Raw genomic sequence first — 15,363 nt, forward strand, 5'->3', positions numbered from 1 at the left:
GGGGTGGCGTCATGCCGGTCGGAAGGCCTGGGCGGTGCGCGACCTCGACCTCGTGATCGAACCGGGCGAACGGGTCCTCCTCCTGGGGGCGTCCGGTGCCGGCAAGTCGACGCTGATCCACGCACTGGCCGGCGTCCTCGGCGGTGCGGACGAGGGGGAGTCCCACGGCTCGCTCCTCGTGGACGGCGTTCCGCCTGAACGAGCGAGGGGTCGCATCGGGCTCGTGCTGCAGGATCCCGACTCGCAGGTGATCCTGTCCAAGGTCGGCGACGACGTCGCCTTCGGCTGCGAGAACCTCGGCGTCGAGCGCGAGGAGATCTGGCGCCGCGTCGACGCCTCGCTGGAGGCCGTCGGACTGGACCTGCCGCTGGACCACTCGACCTCGGCGCTGTCCGGCGGTCAGAAACAGCGGCTGGCCCTCGCCGGCGTACTCGCCATGCACCCCTCGCTCCTCCTGCTCGACGAACCGACCGCGAACCTCGACCCGGCCGGGGTGGCGGAGGTGCGGGACGCCGTCGCTCGGCTGGTCGATGACGGTTCGTCCACCCTGGTCGTCATCGAACACCGCGTCGACGTCTGGCGCGAGCTGATGACCAGGGTCGTCGTGCTCGACGCCGACGGCGGTGTCCTCGCCGACGGGCCACCCGACCTCGTCCTCGACGACGTCGGGCAGCGCCTGGCCGATGCGGGCGTCTGGGTGCCGGGCATCCCGCTGGGGTTGGCCCCTCGTCCGGTGTCCGGCCCATCAGCGGCGGTCATCACGACCGACGACCTGGCGATCGGTCGAACGCGGAAGCAGCCGGTGCAGGAGCACCTGGGGCTCGCGGTGCCCGAGGGCGCGGCGACCGTCATCGTCGGCCCCAACGGGGCGGGGAAGTCCACGCTCGCGCTCACGCTGGCGGGACTGCTGCCGGAGATCACGGGGACGGTGACCGCCGCTCCGCAGCTCGCCGGCAGGCTGGGATCCCGGCCGATCCGCTGGAAGTCCACCGAGTTGCTCACGCGCATCGGGACGGTCTTCCAGGATCCCGAGCACCAGTTCGTCTCATCGACCGTGCGGAACGAGCTCGGTGTCGGCCTGCAGGCCCTCCGCTGGTCCCGGACCGCCATCGACGAGCGGGTCACCGAGATCCTCGAGGCGCTCGGTCTCGGGCGTCTCGCCGAGGCGAACCCGTTCAGTCTCTCGGGCGGTCAGAAGCGCCGGTTGTCGGTGGCCACCGTCCTCGCCGCCCGGCCGGCGGTCATGGTCCTCGACGAACCGACGTTCGGGCAGGATCGACGCACGTGGTTGTCACTCGTCCGCCTGCTGCAACATGAGCTCGAGCGCGGCGCGACGATCGTCTCCGTCACGCATGACGCGGGGGTCGTCGAGCATCTGGGCGACCATCGCATCCTCCTCGAACCGCTGGAGCTCGGGAGGCGGGCCGCATGACGAGCGTCACTGCAGCGGAGCGCTCGACGGTGTTGCACCATCGACCGCCACTCGACCGGGTGAATCCGGTGACGAAGGTGCTGGCCGTCCTCATCCTGTCCGTCCCGTTGCTGCTGACGATCGACTGGGTGAGTGCGAGCACGGCGGTGCTGCTCGAAGTGATGCTGTTCCCGCTCTCCGGCCTGCGGTTCACCGCGTTGCTGAAGCGGGCACTGCCGGTGCTCGTCTTCGCGCCCATCGGCGGGATCAGCATGCTGTTGTACGCGAAGCCGGGAGGGACGGAGTACCTGTCGCTCGGGTTCGTCCGCGTGACGGACAACTCGATCGAACTGGCGGTCGCCGTGACGATCCGCGTGCTGGCGCTCGGTCTCCCGACGATCCTGCTCTTCGCGCGGGTGGATCCGACCGATCTGGCCGACGGCTTGTCCCAGATCGCGAAGCTGCCGTCGCGGTTCGTGCTCGGGATCCTCGCTGGAGCGCGGATGCTCGGACTCTTCATCGACGACTGGCGCAGTCTCGCGCTCGCCCGTCGTGCCCGTGGGCTGGGGGACCGGGGAGTGGTCCGGCGGTTCGCGTCCATGGCGTTCGTGCTGCTGGTGTTCGCCATCCGCCGCGGGAGCAAACTCGCGACGGCGATGGAGGCGCGGGGGTTCGGGGCACCGATCGAACGCACCTGGGCCAGACCGTCCCGCCTGGGCCGGGCCGATCTCATTGCCGTCCTGGTGACGATCGTGATCATGGCCCTCGCGCTGTCCACGGCGGTCCTCGCCGGTACGTTCCGGGTCGTGGGTCAGTGAGCGCGGTTCCGCCGGTCCTGCTCATCGACGGACGGTCGGGCACGGGGAAGACGACGCTCGCCTCCTCGGTGGCGTCCGCATTGATGGCCAGCACGGTCGTCCACATGGACGACCTGTATCCGGGGTGGGAGGGGCTCGACGAGGGTGCTCGACTCCTCGTCGAGTGGATCCTCAGACCGTTCTCCGAGCGGCGCGCGGGGGAGTGGCGGCGCTGGGACTGGGAACGGTCCACCCGTGCGGAGGCGCACCTCGTGCCGAGCGACCGTCCACTCATCGTCGAGGGTTGCGGGTCGTCGTCGCGATCGTCGCGGGTGCTCGCCGACACGGTGCTGTGGCTCGACGCGCCGGTGGTGCAGCGCACCGACCGCCTCATCGGGCGCGGTGACGGCGTCGACTGGCTCGCGGGGTGGACCCTCCAGGAGGACTCGTTCATCGAGCGGGAGCGGCCCGACCTCGACGCGGGTCTCCGCATCGAGGCGACCGGCGCCGCGGACCAGGTCTTCGCGCTCGTCCTCGACGCCCTACGGCGCGACGAAGCGGGCCGCTGGAACTCCTGGCTCCGCGTCTGACGACCGACCGCGATCTCGGTCCCTGAGCTTGTCGAAGGGTCAGCTTCCGGTCATCGGTCCCTGAGCGTGTCGAAGGGTCAGGACTCGGGTTCCGGTCCCTGAGCTTGTCGAAGGGTGGTGTGCCCCGGCAGGATTCGAACCTGCGACCAAGAGATGAGAAGGGTCCGCGATGTCGTGTGAGGTGCCCCCGGCAGGATTCGAACCTGCGACCAAGAGATTAGAAGGCTCCTGCTCTATCCCCTGAGCTACGGAGGCGGGCGTCGTCCAGGATACCGCAGCGGTGTGTCAGGCGCCGACGCCGAGGAGGCCGAGGACTCCGAAGACGAGCGACAGGGCTGCGAGGACGAGGGCGATGCTGATGAGGATGACGTGGACGCGCAGGAACGTCGTCGCACGTCCCTGATCGTCGCGGGCGCGCGGGTCGGCCACGATGCGCTTGAGGAAGCGGGGCCAGACGACGACGTTGTAGACACCGTTGACGAGCAGCAGGACGGAGATGGCGATGATCACCGCTCGAGTCTACGGAACCGGCGGCGTCGGTCGTGCTGAGTAGACTCGACCCATGAGCACAGCTGGGGACCGTCTGGTCTGGATCGACTGCGAGATGACCGGACTCGAGCTGGAGGTCGACGAACTCGTCGAGATCGCCGTCGTGATCACCGACTTCGAACTGAACATCCTCGACCCGGGTTACTCCGTCGTGATCAAGCCCGACCAGTCGGCACTCGACAACATGGGTGAGTTCGTGACGAACATGCACCGCACGTCGGGGCTGCTCGAGGAGATCCCGAACGGCGTGAGCGTCGCGGACGCCGAGTTCCAGGTCATCGAGTACATCCAGCGCTTCGTCCCCGACGAGTCGAAGGCACCGCTGGCCGGGAACACCATCGGGACCGACCGAGGATTCCTCGCGCGGTACATGCCGCGGCTCGACGCCCACCTGCACTACCGCAACGTCGACGTCTCCTCCATCAAGGAACTCGCCCGTCGGTGGTACCCGCGGGTGTACTTCAACGCCCCGTCGAAGCACGGCGGACACCGCGCGCTGGCGGACATCCTCGAGTCCATCCGTGAGCTCGCCTACTACCGCGGAGCGTTGTTCGTCGACCTCCCCGGCCCGTCCTCCGACGACGCGAAGCAGGTTTCGGAAGCGGTCGTGTCACGGTACGCCCCAAACATGTAATAGACTCGTCCAGTCGCTTGTGACGCGGTCTCCGCGGAGCAGGTCGCATGGTGGGTATAGCTCAGTTGGCAGAGCGCCTGGTTGTGGTCCAGGAGGTCGCGGGTTCAAGCCCCGTTACTCACCCCATGTCGTACAGAAGCCGGAGGATCCCTCCGGCTTCTGTCGTATCCGGGGAGCGGGCATGTTGGAGCTGGACACCGAGGCGTTCGAAGCCCTCGTGGTGGACGAACTCGACCGCTTGCCCGACGAGATGGTCGACGGTCTCGACAACGTCGTGTTCGTCGTCGAGGACCGCCCTGAGAACGGCACGCTCGACACGCTCGGGCTGTACGACGGCGTCGCCCTGACGGAGCGCGACCGCTACGGCTTCGGCGAGATGCCCGACCGGATCATCGTCTACCGCGAGCCGCATCTGGCGGCGTGCGAGACACTCGACGAGCTCGCCGACGAGATCCACACCACCCTGGTCCACGAGATCGCGCACTTCTACGGCATCGACGACGAGCGGCTGCACGAGCTCGGCTGGGCCTGAGACCCGCCTCGCCCACCGAGCCGTGTTTCCGGTGTGTTGCAAGTGCCTCGGAGTTCCGGGTGCGCCTCCGGTGAGCGAGTAGCCTGGGGACATGCGCGAGATCCAGGCCCGCATCATTGCGGAACTCCATGTCAGCCCCACGATCGACCCGGCGGCCGAGGTCCGTTCCCGGATCGACTTTCTGAAGTCGTACCTGCGGGCGACGCACACGAAGGGGTTCGTGCTCGGGATCAGCGGGGGACAGGACTCGTCGCTCGCCGGGCGCCTGTGCCAGCTCGCGGCGGAAGAGGTCCGAGCCGAGGGTGGCGAGGCCCGGTTCGTCGCCGTCCGTCTACCGTACGCCGTGCAGCACGACGAGGACGACGCCCAGTTGGCGCTGTCGTTCATCCGCCCGGACGACTCCGTCGTGTTCAACATCCAACGTGCGGTCGACGGGTTCGAAGCCGAGTACGCGGATGCGACCGGCGAACCCCTCAGTGACTTCGTCAAGGGCAACGCGAAGGCGCGGGCACGGATGGTCGCGCAGTACGCGATCGCCGGTCAGCAGGGGCTCCTGGTGGTCGGGACGGACCACGCGGCCGAGGCGGTCACCGGCTTCTTCACGAAGTTCGGCGACGGCGGGGCCGACGTGCTCCCGCTCAGTGGCCTGACGAAGCGTCAGGGGCGTGCGCTCCTGGAGTCGCTCGACGCTCCGGAACGCCTCTACCTGAAGGCCCCGACCGCCGATCTCCTCGACGGCACTCCTGGCCAGACCGACGAGGAGAACCTCGGGCTCAGCTACCAGCAGATCGACGACTTCCTCGAGGGGAGCGAGATCGATCCGGTGGCCGCCGAAGCGATCGAGGCCCGGTACGCGGCGACGGAGCACAAGCGACAGGTCCCGGTCAGCAAATTCGACACCTGGTGGCGCTGACCACGCACCCCTGACACGAAGACGGCGGNTCGGCTTCCAGGACCGCGACGTCGTCGATGATGCGCTGCGTCGTGCTGGTGTTGATCGTGCCGCCAGTCGAGCGAGTGATGTCGCCGGGCCGTGCAGCCGGGGCGGTGGACGCGGGCTTCACACCGGCGTACTGCTCGTGGTGCTGCTTGGCGACCCACGACTCCTGCTCCGCGACGAGCGCCTGTTCCGATCCGCTGGACTCGGCGCGCCAGCGACGGAGGTCTCCGTCGAAGTCCTTTCGGGCCCGTGCCGGCTTCTTCGACCACTCGACGAGGCGGTCGCGGAAGTCCTCGACCACCGGGTCCAACTCGTACCCGAACGTCGCGGAGTTGCGCTTCATCTCGTGGAGCTGGTGGTTCGCCCAGTCCGCGGCGACGGCCGCACCCTTGATCGGGCTGAGCCGCACGAGGGTGTCGGCCTGGGCGACGGCCCGATCGCTGAGCACCTGCTCCTGCGGGGTGAGCGAGTTCCAGACGCTGGCCTCGGTGGCGGCGTCGACGAGCGCCAGGATCGCGACGTTCTTCTGCTCTCGGTCGCGTTGGTCCACGATGGCTCGCAGCGCGCGACGGCTTGCGCCGGCGGCGACGAGGGAGGACACCACGACGGCCACGATGAAGAGGGCCGCAGCGAACAGCATGGGGCGGACCTCAGCTGAGGTCACCCACTCTACGAAGTCATTCCACCACTGCATGGGCCGCAGACTACCCCTCGTTCGGGCGTGAACACGGGCGACGCACCGGGTTCGATGGGAACGGCGGGAGGGTCGTCGCTCAGTTGCGGAAGGCGTCGATGGCGACCGCGAGATCGCTGAAGCTGCCCAGTGGGGCGTACCCGAGGACCGCCGGTCTGAACCGGTTGGCCCGGTACTCCGGGACGCCGTCCGCTCCGACGGCCTCGATGTTGCCGAGCACGCGGCCGTCGGGGGTCGTCACGCGCCAGTAGCCGGGACGGATGCTCAGGGCGTTGGGCATGGGACTCCTCGTGCGCTGGTGGGGCGATACCGGACTGGGACTGCCGGCTGGTACTCGTCAGCGTATGCGGGGCCACCGACATCGGCCCTGGTCAGAGCGGAGCGAGGGTCCTCCACAGCGAGGTGCGCGGTTGTGGACATCGACGAGGGCCGCCCGGCTCGCCACGGGGCCTCCGGGATCGGTGAGGCTGGCAGCGCGTCCGGGGCGGCGATCGGCACGGACCCGCCCCGGACGCTTCCGCGATCCGCCGCCAGGATCGTCGGACCGACAGGAGAGGAACCCATGAACGACCAGATCACCGTCTGCGGACACGTCGCGACAGACCCCAAGCACCATCGCACGACGTCCGGGCTGGACATCACCAGTTTCCGCCTGGCGTCGCAGCAACGTCGGTACGACCAGAAGCAGGGTTCCTGGGTGGCGCAGGAGACGAACTGGTACACGGTGAGCGCCTTCCGTGGATTGGCGACCGCCTCCGCCACATCGCTCGTCAAAGGACAACGCGTCATCGTGCTCGGCCGGTTGCGGATCCGCGACTGGGAGCAGGGCGATCGACGAGGGACGTCGGTCGACATCGAAGCCGATCACATCGGGCCGGACATCGGCTGGCAACCGAAGGGGTCCAATGAGTCGCCGGTCGGAGCGGGGGCGTCCCCGGCGTCCGCCGCATCCGAGTCGACCGGATCCGGATCCGGAACCGGGGAGTGGGCGTCGGCACCGCCGCAGGACACGCCGTTCTGACGCGCCGCGTAGACTGCTCGACGTGCAGAAGAGCCTCCGCGATCGCCCCGTCTCAGCCGTCACCTCGATCCGTCGTCGCTCGTCGATCGCCGGCGTCCGGGTCGGCGTGGTGCTCGGCCTGCTCGGCATCGTCGTGACCGGTTGCACCCAGCCTGCTCCCGAGCCGACGGCCACGCCGAGCCAGACGCCGACCGCCACTGAGACGGCTCCGGCCGCACCGGTGCTGCTCCCCGAGGGCACCGCCACCGACAACCTGCCGTTCTTCGACGCCGTGAACGCCGCCACGCTCGCCGCGAACCCCGCCGCTGGCGGCCAGGCGATCATCGACGGTCTCGTCGCCGCCGGCTTCCCGAAGGCGGAGATGGAGGTCTCCTCGGACACGACGAGCATCGGCGAGCCGGCCGACTCGATCCAGTTCGCCATCCGGTGGCAAGGGCAGTGCATCCTCGGGCAGAACGGGCCGGCGACGGGGTACCACTCGTCGGTGGTGTCGCAGCTCGACACCGGTCGATGCCTCATCGGGGTCACCCGCGCGATCGACTGGTAGAGCCGCCGACCGCTTCCGGACTGGTGCAAGTTGTAGGCATGCCATAGCCTGACATTTCAGATGTCGCCACTTCTTGGGTGGCTCGATCCGGAATCGAGGGACTGCATGACCGCCAACCCATCACCTGGCGGGGAACCTGCCACCGAGGCCGTCTTCCTGGCCGACGAACGTCTGGCCGTCGCGCCGACGGCGCTCGCGCACACGCTCAAGCCTCGTCATCTGGCGCTGATCGCCCTCGGTGGCATGATCGGCGCCGGGCTCCTCGTGGCGTCGAGCACGGCGATCCTCGCAGCAGGGCCCGGCGTGATCCTCGCGTACGCCCTGGCCGGCGTGGTCGTGGTGCTCGTCATGCGCATGTTGGGGGAGATGGCCTCCGCATCGCCCGAGACCGGGTCGTTCTCCGCCTACGCCTCGCGATTCATCGGTCCCTGGGCCGGTCTCGCGATCGGATGGCTCTACTGGTGGTTCTGGGTCGTGGTCGTCGGCATCGAGGCGACGGCCGCAGCGCAGATCGTCAGCCAGTGGGTGCCCGGTCTCCCGCAGTGGATCCCGGCGCTCGTGATCACCGTCGCATTCCTCGCCGCCAACCTCGTCTCCGTGAAGTCGTTCGGTGAGTTCGAGTTCTGGTTCTCGTCGATCAAGATCGCGGCCGTGATCCTGTTCATCGCGCTCGGATCGCTCATCATCGTCGGCGTCATCCCGACCGAGACGGCGACCGTCGCCAACCTCGCTCCAACCGACGGGGGCTTCCTGCCGTTCGGTATCGGCGGCGTCCTGGCGGCGCTGTTGCCGATCATCTTCTCGATGTTCGGTGCCGAGGTCGCCACGATCGCGGCGGGAGAATCGGTGGACCCGAAGGGTGCCGTCCGGCGAGCGGTGAACTCGGTCGTCTGGCGGATCCTGCTGTTCTACATCGGCTCGATCCTGGTCGTCCTCATCGTGGTGCCGTGGACGGAGATCACGCCGGGGATCAGTCCCTTCGTCACCATGCTGCACGCCGCCGGGATTCCCGGTGCCGGGGTGGCGATGGACATCATCGTCTTCACGGCCCTGCTGTCGACGCTCAACGCCTCGCTGTACACGGCATCGCGCATGCTGTTCTCGCTCGGCGGCCGCGGGGAGGCCCCGCGAGCGGTCCGCGCGACGACACGGCGCGGCACTCCGGCGGTCGCGATCCTGTGCTCGGCCGTCGTCGGGCTCGTGTGCGTCCTGTTGAACTACCTCGCACCGGACGAGGTCTTCACGTTCCTCGTCAACTCCACCGGCGCGATCGCGATCTTCGTGTGGATCGTGATCGCCGTCGCTCAATTGCGCAGCCGACGGTTCGATCAGGTCTCGCCGTCGGAGAGCAGCGACCGCGTCGGCGGGATCCGCATGTGGGGACACCCGTGGCTCACCGTCGTGGTCGTCGTCGCGCTCGTCGCGCTGCTGGTGTCGATGTTCTTCGGCGGGCCCGCCCGGCTCCTCGAGGTGACGACGAGTTGCGCGATCGCGGCGGCGGCCGTCATCGCGGGCGTCGTCGTGCAGCGCAAACGGAGGGTCCGCCCGTAGACTGGACGGCGACATGGCTGAATACATTTACTCGATGGTCCGCGCCCGCAAGGCGGTCGGCGACAAGCTCATCCTCGACGACGTGACGATGGCGTTCCTGCCCGGAGCGAAGATCGGCGTCGTCGGCCCGAACGGTGCCGGTAAGTCCACGATCCTGAAGATCATGGCGGGGATCGACACCCCCTCGAACGGTGAGGCGAAGCTCACGCCGGGCTTCAGCGTCGGCATCCTCATGCAGGAGCCGGAACTCGACGAGGACAAGACCGTGCTCGAGAACGTCCAAGAGGGCGTCGGCGAGATCAAGGGCAAGATCGACCGCTTCAACGAGATCTCGCTCGCGATGGCCGAGCCCGACGCCGACTTCGACGCCCTGCTCGCCGAGATGGGCGTGCTGCAGGAGGCGATCGACGCCGCTGACGCCTGGGACCTCGACTCGCAGCTGGAGCAGGCGATGGACGCCCTGCGCTGCCCGCCGTCCGACGCCACGGTCGCCCACCTCTCCGGTGGTGAGAAGCGTCGCGTCGCACTCTGCAAGCTCCTCCTGCAGAAGCCCGACCTCCTGCTCCTCGACGAGCCCACCAACCACCTCGACGCCGAGAGCGTGCTCTGGCTCGAGCAGCACCTCGCCCAGTACGCGGGCGCCGTGCTCGCCGTCACCCACGACCGGTACTTCCTCGACCACGTCGCAGAGTGGATCTGTGAGGTCGACCGCGGTCGCCTGTACCCCTACGAGGGTAACTACTCGACCTACCTCGAGAAGAAGGGCGAGCGTCTCAACGTCCAAGGCAAGAAGGACGCGAAGCTCGCCAAGCGACTCGCGAGCGAACTCGAGTGGGTCCGCAGCAACGCGAAGGGCCGCCAGGCGAAGTCGAAGGCTCGTCTCGCTCGCTACGAGGAGATGGCGACAGAGGCCGAGCGCACCAGGAAGCTCGACTTCGAGGAGATCCAGATCCCCGCCGGTCCGCGACTCGGCTCGACGGTCCTCGAGGCCAAGAAGCTCGAGAAGGGCTTCGACGGACGCGTCCTCATCGACGACCTCTCCTTCAGCCTGCCTCGCAACGGCATCGTCGGCATCATCGGCCCGAACGGTGTCGGTAAGACCACGCTGTTCAAGACCATCGTCGGCATCGAGCCGCTCGATGGCGGTGAGCTCAAGGTCGGCGAGACCGTGAAGCTCTCCTACGTCGACCAGTCCCGTGGGGGCATCGACCCCAACAAGACGCTCTGGGAGGTCGTGTCCGAAGGGCTCGACTACATCCAGGTCGGCAACCAGGAGATCCCGTCCCGCGCCTACGTGTCGACCTTCGGGTTCAAGGGGCCGGACCAGCAGAAGAAGGCCGGCGTCCTCTCCGGTGGTGAGCGCAACCGACTGAACCTCGCGCTGACGCTCAAGCAGGGCGGTAACCTCCTGCTGCTCGACGAACCGACCAACGACCTCGACGTCGAGACGCTCTCGAGCCTTGAGAACGCGCTCCTCGAGTTCCCGGGTTGCGCTGTGGTCATCACCCACGACCGGTGGTTCCTCGACCGCATCGCGACGCACATCCTGTCGTACGAGGGCACCGAGGAGAACCCGTCGAACTGGCACTGGTTCGAGGGAAACTTCGAGTCCTACGAAGAGGACAAGATCAAGCGCCTCGGACCGGACGCGGCCAAGCCGCACCGCTCCGCGTACCGCAAGCTCACGCGCGACTAGGACTCGTGCGAACGGCCCATCGGCTTCTGCCGATGGGCCGTCGTCCGTTCACGACCCGTACGTCCCCGACCCACGGAGGGCCCAGCAATGACCAGACTCCACGTGCCGATCCCACTGCGGTGGGGCGACCTCGACGCCTTCAACCACGTCAACAACGCCTCCATGCTCAAGCTGCTGGAGGAGGCGCGCGTCCGCGTCTTCTGGATCCCGACGCTGGCGTCGGAGGACGTCCCGCCGACCGCGGTCATCGATGCGAGCCTCGAGGCCGAGACGCTGACGCTCGTGGCGCACCAGGAGATCGAGTACCTGGCCCCGATCCCGTACCAGCGCGATCCGCTCGACGTCCAGCTCTGGATGGGCAAGATCGGCGGAGCCAGCCTGCAGGTCGCGTACGAGGTCTACTCGCCGCTGGGCGGGGCATCGCAGACGCTGTACGCCCGAGCCTCCACGACGGTCGTCATGGTGGACGCCAAGACGCTCAAGCCGCGCCGGATCTCGGACGTCGAACGTGCCGCATGGGAGCCGTTCCTCGAGGATCCGATCGAGTTCTCGCGGCGCTGAGCGACGCCGGTCACCGAGGCGTCGGGAACCGCACCATGCCCTCCTGGGCGACGCTCGCAACGAGGCGACCCGCCCGATCGTAGATGCGCCCGAGGGACAGACCTCGTCCGCCCGTGGCACTCGGGGAATCCTGCAGGTAGAGCAGCCACTCGTCGACGCGGGCGGGTCGGTGCCACCACATGGCGTGGTCGAGACTGGCGATCTTGATGCCCGGGGTGGCCCACGGGACGCCGTGACGACGGAGCACCGGCTCCAGGATCGTGTAGTCACTCGCGTAGGCGAGCGCTGCACGGTGCAGCGCCGGGTCGTCGGGCAGGTCCTCGATCGTCTTGAACCACACCGCTTGCCGGGTGGTCCGCTCGCCCTCCACCCGGAGGTAGACGGGGGAGCCGACGTGGCGGAGGTCGAAGGGGCGTCCCGTCGCCCACGCCTCGGCCGCCGGGTGGTCGATCCCGCTGAGGAGCTCGGCGGCTGACGGGAGCGTCTCCGGGTCCGGGATCCCGTCGGGCAGCTCGATCTGATGCTCCGGGCCCTCATCCTGGGTCTGGAAGGACGCGATCATCGAGAGGATCGGCACCCCGTTCTGGTATGCCTGGGTGCGCCGGGTGGCGAACGAGCGTCCGTCGTGGATGCGGTCGACCGCGAAGGTGATCGGCAGGTCGACGTCGCCTGGTCGGAGGAAGTACCCGTGCATCGAGTGGATGATGCGCTCGGCGTCGACGGTCCGGGTCGCGGCGACGACGGACTGGGCGAGCACCTGACCACCGAAGACCCGCCCCTGTGGCATCCATTGGGACGGACCGGTGAAGATGTCCTCGTCGGTCCGGACACCGGGAGCACTGAGGTCGAGTGCGGTGAGCAGGGAGTGGATCGGTTCCTTCACGCGAACACGCCTTTCATCCGGGGGTCGAGGCTCGGTCGTCGATGCCCGACCCGACCCGCCGAGTCTATCCAGGCCCTGGCGACGCGGTGCCGGAGCGCACGCGGCGGTGGCGTAGATTGAGAGGAGATGTCCACCATCTTGCAGCTCCTCGACGCCACCTCGCTCGCCGACCTCCGCACCTTCCTCGCACGCGCCGCCCGGATCGACGACTCCGGTGTGCGGCTCCTGGCTATCGGGGACGTCCTGGCGGTCTCCGCTCCGGTGCTGCACCCGCAGGGTCTGCTCGACCGGAGTCCGACGATCATCGGGATGCGCACCTTCGCACTCGCCGAACCCGCCACGGCGGACGTGCTCGCGACCCCGCGTGAACTCATCGACCGCATCGTCCGCACGCTCGGCGGCGTCGCTGCCGAGGACCTGGTCGCGGATGCCCGCGAGACCGTGCCGCTCGAGCTGCCGCCGTCCACGAGGACGGCCCCGTGGGTCGGACAGGCACCGCCCCGTGGTGGCTGGGAACGTGCGGGCGACGTGGACACCATCGAGCTCGAACTCGTCGCCAGGACGGGGGCCTCGGAGATCGCCGAGACGCTCCCCACAGCGGTGGGCGATCAGATCGTCCAGAAGGTGCGGTCGCAGGTCTGGTCCCGGCCCCTCGGCGACGGCCACGGACTCCCGACCGGTGCCGCGTTCGCCGCGGTGGGCCTCGGCTTCATCGCCGAGCCGGAGCGCGCGGCCGTCTTCCGCTCAGGCGGATGGGTCCGCTTGAGCACCCGACGCGGGCATGTGCTCGCGGGCGCCGTGTCCTGATCCTCAGCCGGCGGCCATCGCGCGGCCGGCGGTCCGACCGCTGAACAGACAGCCGCCGAGGAAGGTCCCCTCGAGCGCGCGGTAGCCGTGGATCCCTCCACCGCCGAAGCCAGCCGCCTCACCGGCGGCGTAGAGGCCGGGCACCGGGTTCCCGTCCGGGCCGAGGACCCGACTCGCGAGGTCGGTCTCGAGCCCACCGAGGCTCTTGCGGGTCAGGACGTGCAGCTTCACCGCGATGAGCGGTCCGGCCTTCGGATCGAGGAGCCGGTGCGGTGCGGCGACGCGGATGAGTTTGTCGCCCCGGTAGGAGCGGGCACCGCGGAGCGCCGTGATCTGCAGGTCCTTCGTGAACGGGTTGTCGATCTCGCGATCGCGGGCCTCCACCTCGGCGATGACGTTCGCCGCGTCGATGGGCTTCTCCGGGCTGAGCTCCTGCATCCCTGCGACCAGCTCGGTGAGCGTGTCGGCGACGACGAAGTCCGCGCCGTGTTCCTTGAACGCCTCGACGGGGCCGGGCGCTCCCGGGCCGATGCGCTTCGCGAGCAGCCCGAGGTCCTTCCCGGTGAGGTCAGGGTTCTGCTCGCTCCCCGACAGTGCGAACTCCTTCTCGATGATCCGCTGGGTCAGCACGAACCAGCTGTGGTCGTGGCCGGTGGCACGCAGGTGCGCGAGGGTACCGAGCGTGTCGAAGCCCGGGAAGAGCGGCACCGGGAGTCGCTTCCCGGTCGCGTCGAACCAGAGCGACGACGGCCCCGGCAGGATCCTGATGCCGTGCTGCGGCCAGATCGGATCCCAGTTGGTGATGCCTTCGACGTAGTGCCACATCCGGTCGCCGTTGATGAGATGCCCGCCCGCGCGTTCGCTGATCGCCAGCATGCGTCCGTCGACGTGCGCCGGGACACCGGAGAGCATGGTCGTCGGCGGCGTCCCGAGCCGGGCCGGCCACTGTTCGCGGACGAGGTCGTGGTTCCCTCCGATGCCACCGCTTGCGACGAGCACCGCAGGCGCCCTGCACGAGAACTCGCCGACGACCTCGCGCGAGCTCGGAGCTCCGCGCTCGGCATGCGACGGGGCGAGCACGGAGCCGCGTACGCCGACGACCGCACCGTCCTCGGTGAGCAGCTCGTCCACACGATGCCGGAAGTGAGCCGACACCGAGCCGTCCTCGACGCCGGCGTTCACCCGTCGGACGAAGGGCGCGACGACACCGGGTCCGGTGCCCCAGGTGATGTGGAAGCGGGGAACGGAGTTGCCGTGGCCGATGGCGCCGTAGCCGCCCCGTTCCGCCCAGCCGACGACCGGGAAGAACCGCACGCCCTGCTCGTGGAGCCAGGCGCGCTTCTCGCCCGCGGCGAAATCGAGGTACGCCTCTGCCCAGCGCTTGGGCCAGTGGTCCTCGGGACGGTCGAACGCTGCTGCGCCGAACCAGTCCTGGGTCGCGAGCTCGAGCGAGTCACGGACGCCGAGGTGGCGCTGCTCGGGGGAGTCGACCAGGAACAGGCCGCCGAACGACCAGTGCGCCTGGCCACCGAGGTTCGACTCCGGCTCCTGTTCGAGCAGGATGACACGCTTGCCGGCGTCGATCAGCTCTGCGGCTGCGACGAGCCCCGCCAGCCCGCTGCCGATCACGATCGCGTCGGCCTCGGTTCGATCGGCGGACGGGTTGGGAGGGACGGCTGCTGGCATCTGCTGACTCCTTCGGCACGGACGTGCGTCCGATCCTACGACCGTGCGGCCGGAATCAGAGGAGACTGCGGTGCGGTGCCCCTGGATCCTCGTCGAAGGTGTTGACCATGGCGTGGGCTGCCCGCTCGAGGTAGTCCCAGAGCGTCGCCTCGTGCACCGGCGCGAGGTCGAGGCTGTCGACGGCGGCGCGCATGTGCAGCAGCCAGCGGTCGCGAGCGTCGGGGTTCACGTGGAAGGGCTGGTGTCGGAGCCGGAGACGCGGGTGGCCGCGTTCGGCGCTGTAGGTGCCCGGCCCACCCCAGTACTGCTCGAGGAAGAGCATCAGCCGGTCGGCCGCCGGACCGAGGTCCTCCTCGGGGTACATCGGTTTCAGGACGGGGTCGCCGGCCACGCCGCGGTAGAACTCGTCCACGAGGGCCTTGAAGGTGGCGTGTCCGCCGACCTGCTCGTAGAAGGACATGCCT

Annotated in this window: 17 protein-coding genes and 2 tRNA genes; 13 read left to right on the forward strand and 6 right to left on the reverse strand. The window is 68.8% G+C overall.

From position 1 onward, the window contains the following. Window positions 1–34: 34 nt before the first annotated feature. The 3 genes from IFR14_RS09470 to IFR14_RS09480 are packed head-to-tail and all read left to right on the forward strand — an operon-like array spanning window position 35 to window position 2,798. Window positions 35–1,432, forward strand: a complete 1,398-nt coding sequence (locus IFR14_RS09470; protein WP_191940903.1) for an ATP-binding cassette domain-containing protein — start codon at window positions 35–37, stop codon at window positions 1,430–1,432. Continuing rightward, window positions 1,429–2,229: an energy-coupling factor transporter transmembrane component T family protein gene (locus IFR14_RS09475; protein ID WP_137241846.1), complete on the forward strand. Its 801-nt coding sequence runs from the start codon at window positions 1,429–1,431 to the stop codon at window positions 2,227–2,229. The genes IFR14_RS09470 and IFR14_RS09475 overlap by 4 nt, the downstream gene beginning before the upstream one ends. Continuing rightward, window positions 2,226–2,798, forward strand: coding sequence for a hypothetical protein (locus IFR14_RS09480; RefSeq protein WP_137241845.1), 573 nt, complete (start codon window positions 2,226–2,228; stop codon window positions 2,796–2,798). The genes IFR14_RS09475 and IFR14_RS09480 overlap by 4 nt, the downstream gene beginning before the upstream one ends. A 182-nt stretch (window positions 2,799–2,980) precedes the next feature. Here the strand turns inward: IFR14_RS09480 and IFR14_RS09485 are convergent. Both IFR14_RS09485 and IFR14_RS09490 read right to left on the reverse strand, forming a co-directional pair. Further along, a tRNA-Arg gene (locus IFR14_RS09485) sits at window positions 2,981–3,053 on the reverse strand. 30 nt (window positions 3,054–3,083) lie between these two features. Then, on the reverse strand, window positions 3,084–3,308 hold the full coding sequence (locus tag IFR14_RS09490) for an SCO4848 family membrane protein (RefSeq protein WP_064295131.1): 225 nt from the start codon (window positions 3,306–3,308) through the stop codon (window positions 3,084–3,086). Between the two features lie 52 nt (window positions 3,309–3,360). Between IFR14_RS09490 and orn the strand changes: the two genes are divergently transcribed. The 4 genes from orn to nadE all read left to right on the forward strand — a co-directional run bounded on the left by orn (window position 3,361) and on the right by nadE (window position 5,426). Then, a complete protein-coding gene (orn, locus tag IFR14_RS09495) occupies window positions 3,361–3,981 on the forward strand; it encodes an oligoribonuclease (protein ID WP_064295132.1) in 621 nt (206 codons plus the stop codon). A 50-nt stretch (window positions 3,982–4,031) separates the two neighbouring features. Then, a tRNA-His gene (locus IFR14_RS09500) sits at window positions 4,032–4,107 on the forward strand. A gap of 55 nt (window positions 4,108–4,162) precedes the next feature. Beyond that, window positions 4,163–4,513: a metallopeptidase family protein gene (locus tag IFR14_RS09505; RefSeq protein ID WP_064295133.1), complete on the forward strand. Its 351-nt coding sequence runs from the start codon at window positions 4,163–4,165 to the stop codon at window positions 4,511–4,513. Window positions 4,514–4,604: 91 nt separating this feature from the next. After that, the gene (gene nadE / locus IFR14_RS09510; RefSeq protein ID WP_085510661.1) at window positions 4,605–5,426 is read left to right on the forward strand and encodes an ammonia-dependent NAD(+) synthetase; all 822 of its coding nucleotides are present in this window, start codon (window positions 4,605–4,607) and stop codon (window positions 5,424–5,426) included. Between the two features lie 800 nt (window positions 5,427–6,226). Here nadE and IFR14_RS09520 read toward each other — a convergent pair. After that, on the reverse strand, window positions 6,227–6,427 hold the full coding sequence (locus IFR14_RS09520; protein ID WP_064295136.1) for a hypothetical protein: 201 nt from the start codon (window positions 6,425–6,427) through the stop codon (window positions 6,227–6,229). Window positions 6,428–6,709: 282 nt separating this feature from the next. Here IFR14_RS09520 and IFR14_RS09525 point away from each other — a divergent pair, with 282 nt between their 5' ends. The 5 genes from IFR14_RS09525 to IFR14_RS09545 all read left to right on the forward strand — a co-directional run bounded on the left by IFR14_RS09525 (window position 6,710) and on the right by IFR14_RS09545 (window position 11,523). After that, entirely contained in the window at window positions 6,710–7,168 is a 459-nt protein-coding gene (locus IFR14_RS09525; RefSeq protein ID WP_137241843.1) for a single-stranded DNA-binding protein, read from the forward strand. A 22-nt stretch (window positions 7,169–7,190) separates the two neighbouring features. Next, window positions 7,191–7,715, forward strand: a complete 525-nt coding sequence (locus IFR14_RS09530; RefSeq protein ID WP_240043895.1) for a DUF6993 domain-containing protein — start codon at window positions 7,191–7,193, stop codon at window positions 7,713–7,715. Window positions 7,716–7,820: 105 nt separating this feature from the next. Next, window positions 7,821–9,266 carry an amino acid permease gene (locus tag IFR14_RS09535; protein WP_086473531.1) on the forward strand — a complete coding sequence of 482 codons (1,446 nt, stop codon included), beginning with the start codon at window positions 7,821–7,823 and terminating at the stop codon, window positions 9,264–9,266. A gap of 13 nt (window positions 9,267–9,279) precedes the next feature. After that, window positions 9,280–10,962 (forward strand): energy-dependent translational throttle protein EttA, encoded by a 1,683-nt coding sequence (gene ettA / locus IFR14_RS09540; protein WP_079705695.1) that lies wholly within the window; start codon window positions 9,280–9,282, stop codon window positions 10,960–10,962. A gap of 87 nt (window positions 10,963–11,049) precedes the next feature. Continuing rightward, complete coding sequence (locus IFR14_RS09545; protein WP_064295138.1) at window positions 11,050–11,523, forward strand: acyl-CoA thioesterase; 474 nt, start codon at window positions 11,050–11,052, stop codon at window positions 11,521–11,523. A 10-nt stretch (window positions 11,524–11,533) separates the two neighbouring features. Here the strand turns inward: IFR14_RS09545 and IFR14_RS09550 are convergent, their stop codons facing one another. Continuing rightward, complete coding sequence (locus tag IFR14_RS09550; RefSeq protein ID WP_234993952.1) at window positions 11,534–12,406, reverse strand: acyl-CoA thioesterase; 873 nt, start codon at window positions 12,404–12,406, stop codon at window positions 11,534–11,536. 126 nt (window positions 12,407–12,532) lie between these two features. Between IFR14_RS09550 and IFR14_RS09555 the strand changes: the two genes are divergently transcribed. Further along, a complete protein-coding gene (locus IFR14_RS09555; RefSeq protein WP_191940905.1) occupies window positions 12,533–13,213 on the forward strand; it encodes a hypothetical protein in 681 nt (226 codons plus the stop codon). 3 nt (window positions 13,214–13,216) lie between these two features. On the opposite strand, the gene IFR14_RS09560 is transcribed toward IFR14_RS09555, so the two are convergent. Together IFR14_RS09560 and IFR14_RS09565 are read right to left on the reverse strand one after the other, a co-directional pair. Further along, entirely contained in the window at window positions 13,217–14,899 is a 1,683-nt protein-coding gene (locus IFR14_RS09560) for an FAD-binding dehydrogenase (RefSeq protein WP_191940906.1), read from the reverse strand. Between the two features lie 55 nt (window positions 14,900–14,954). Beyond that, complete coding sequence (locus tag IFR14_RS09565) at window positions 14,955–15,359, reverse strand: globin (RefSeq protein WP_191941291.1); 405 nt, start codon at window positions 15,357–15,359, stop codon at window positions 14,955–14,957. Between the last annotated feature and the right edge of the window lie 4 nt (window positions 15,360–15,363).

Origin of the sequence: Plantibacter sp. CFBP 8775, assembly GCF_014839505.1 — a bacterium.
Lineage (GTDB): Bacteria > Actinomycetota > Actinomycetes > Actinomycetales > Microbacteriaceae > Plantibacter > Plantibacter auratus.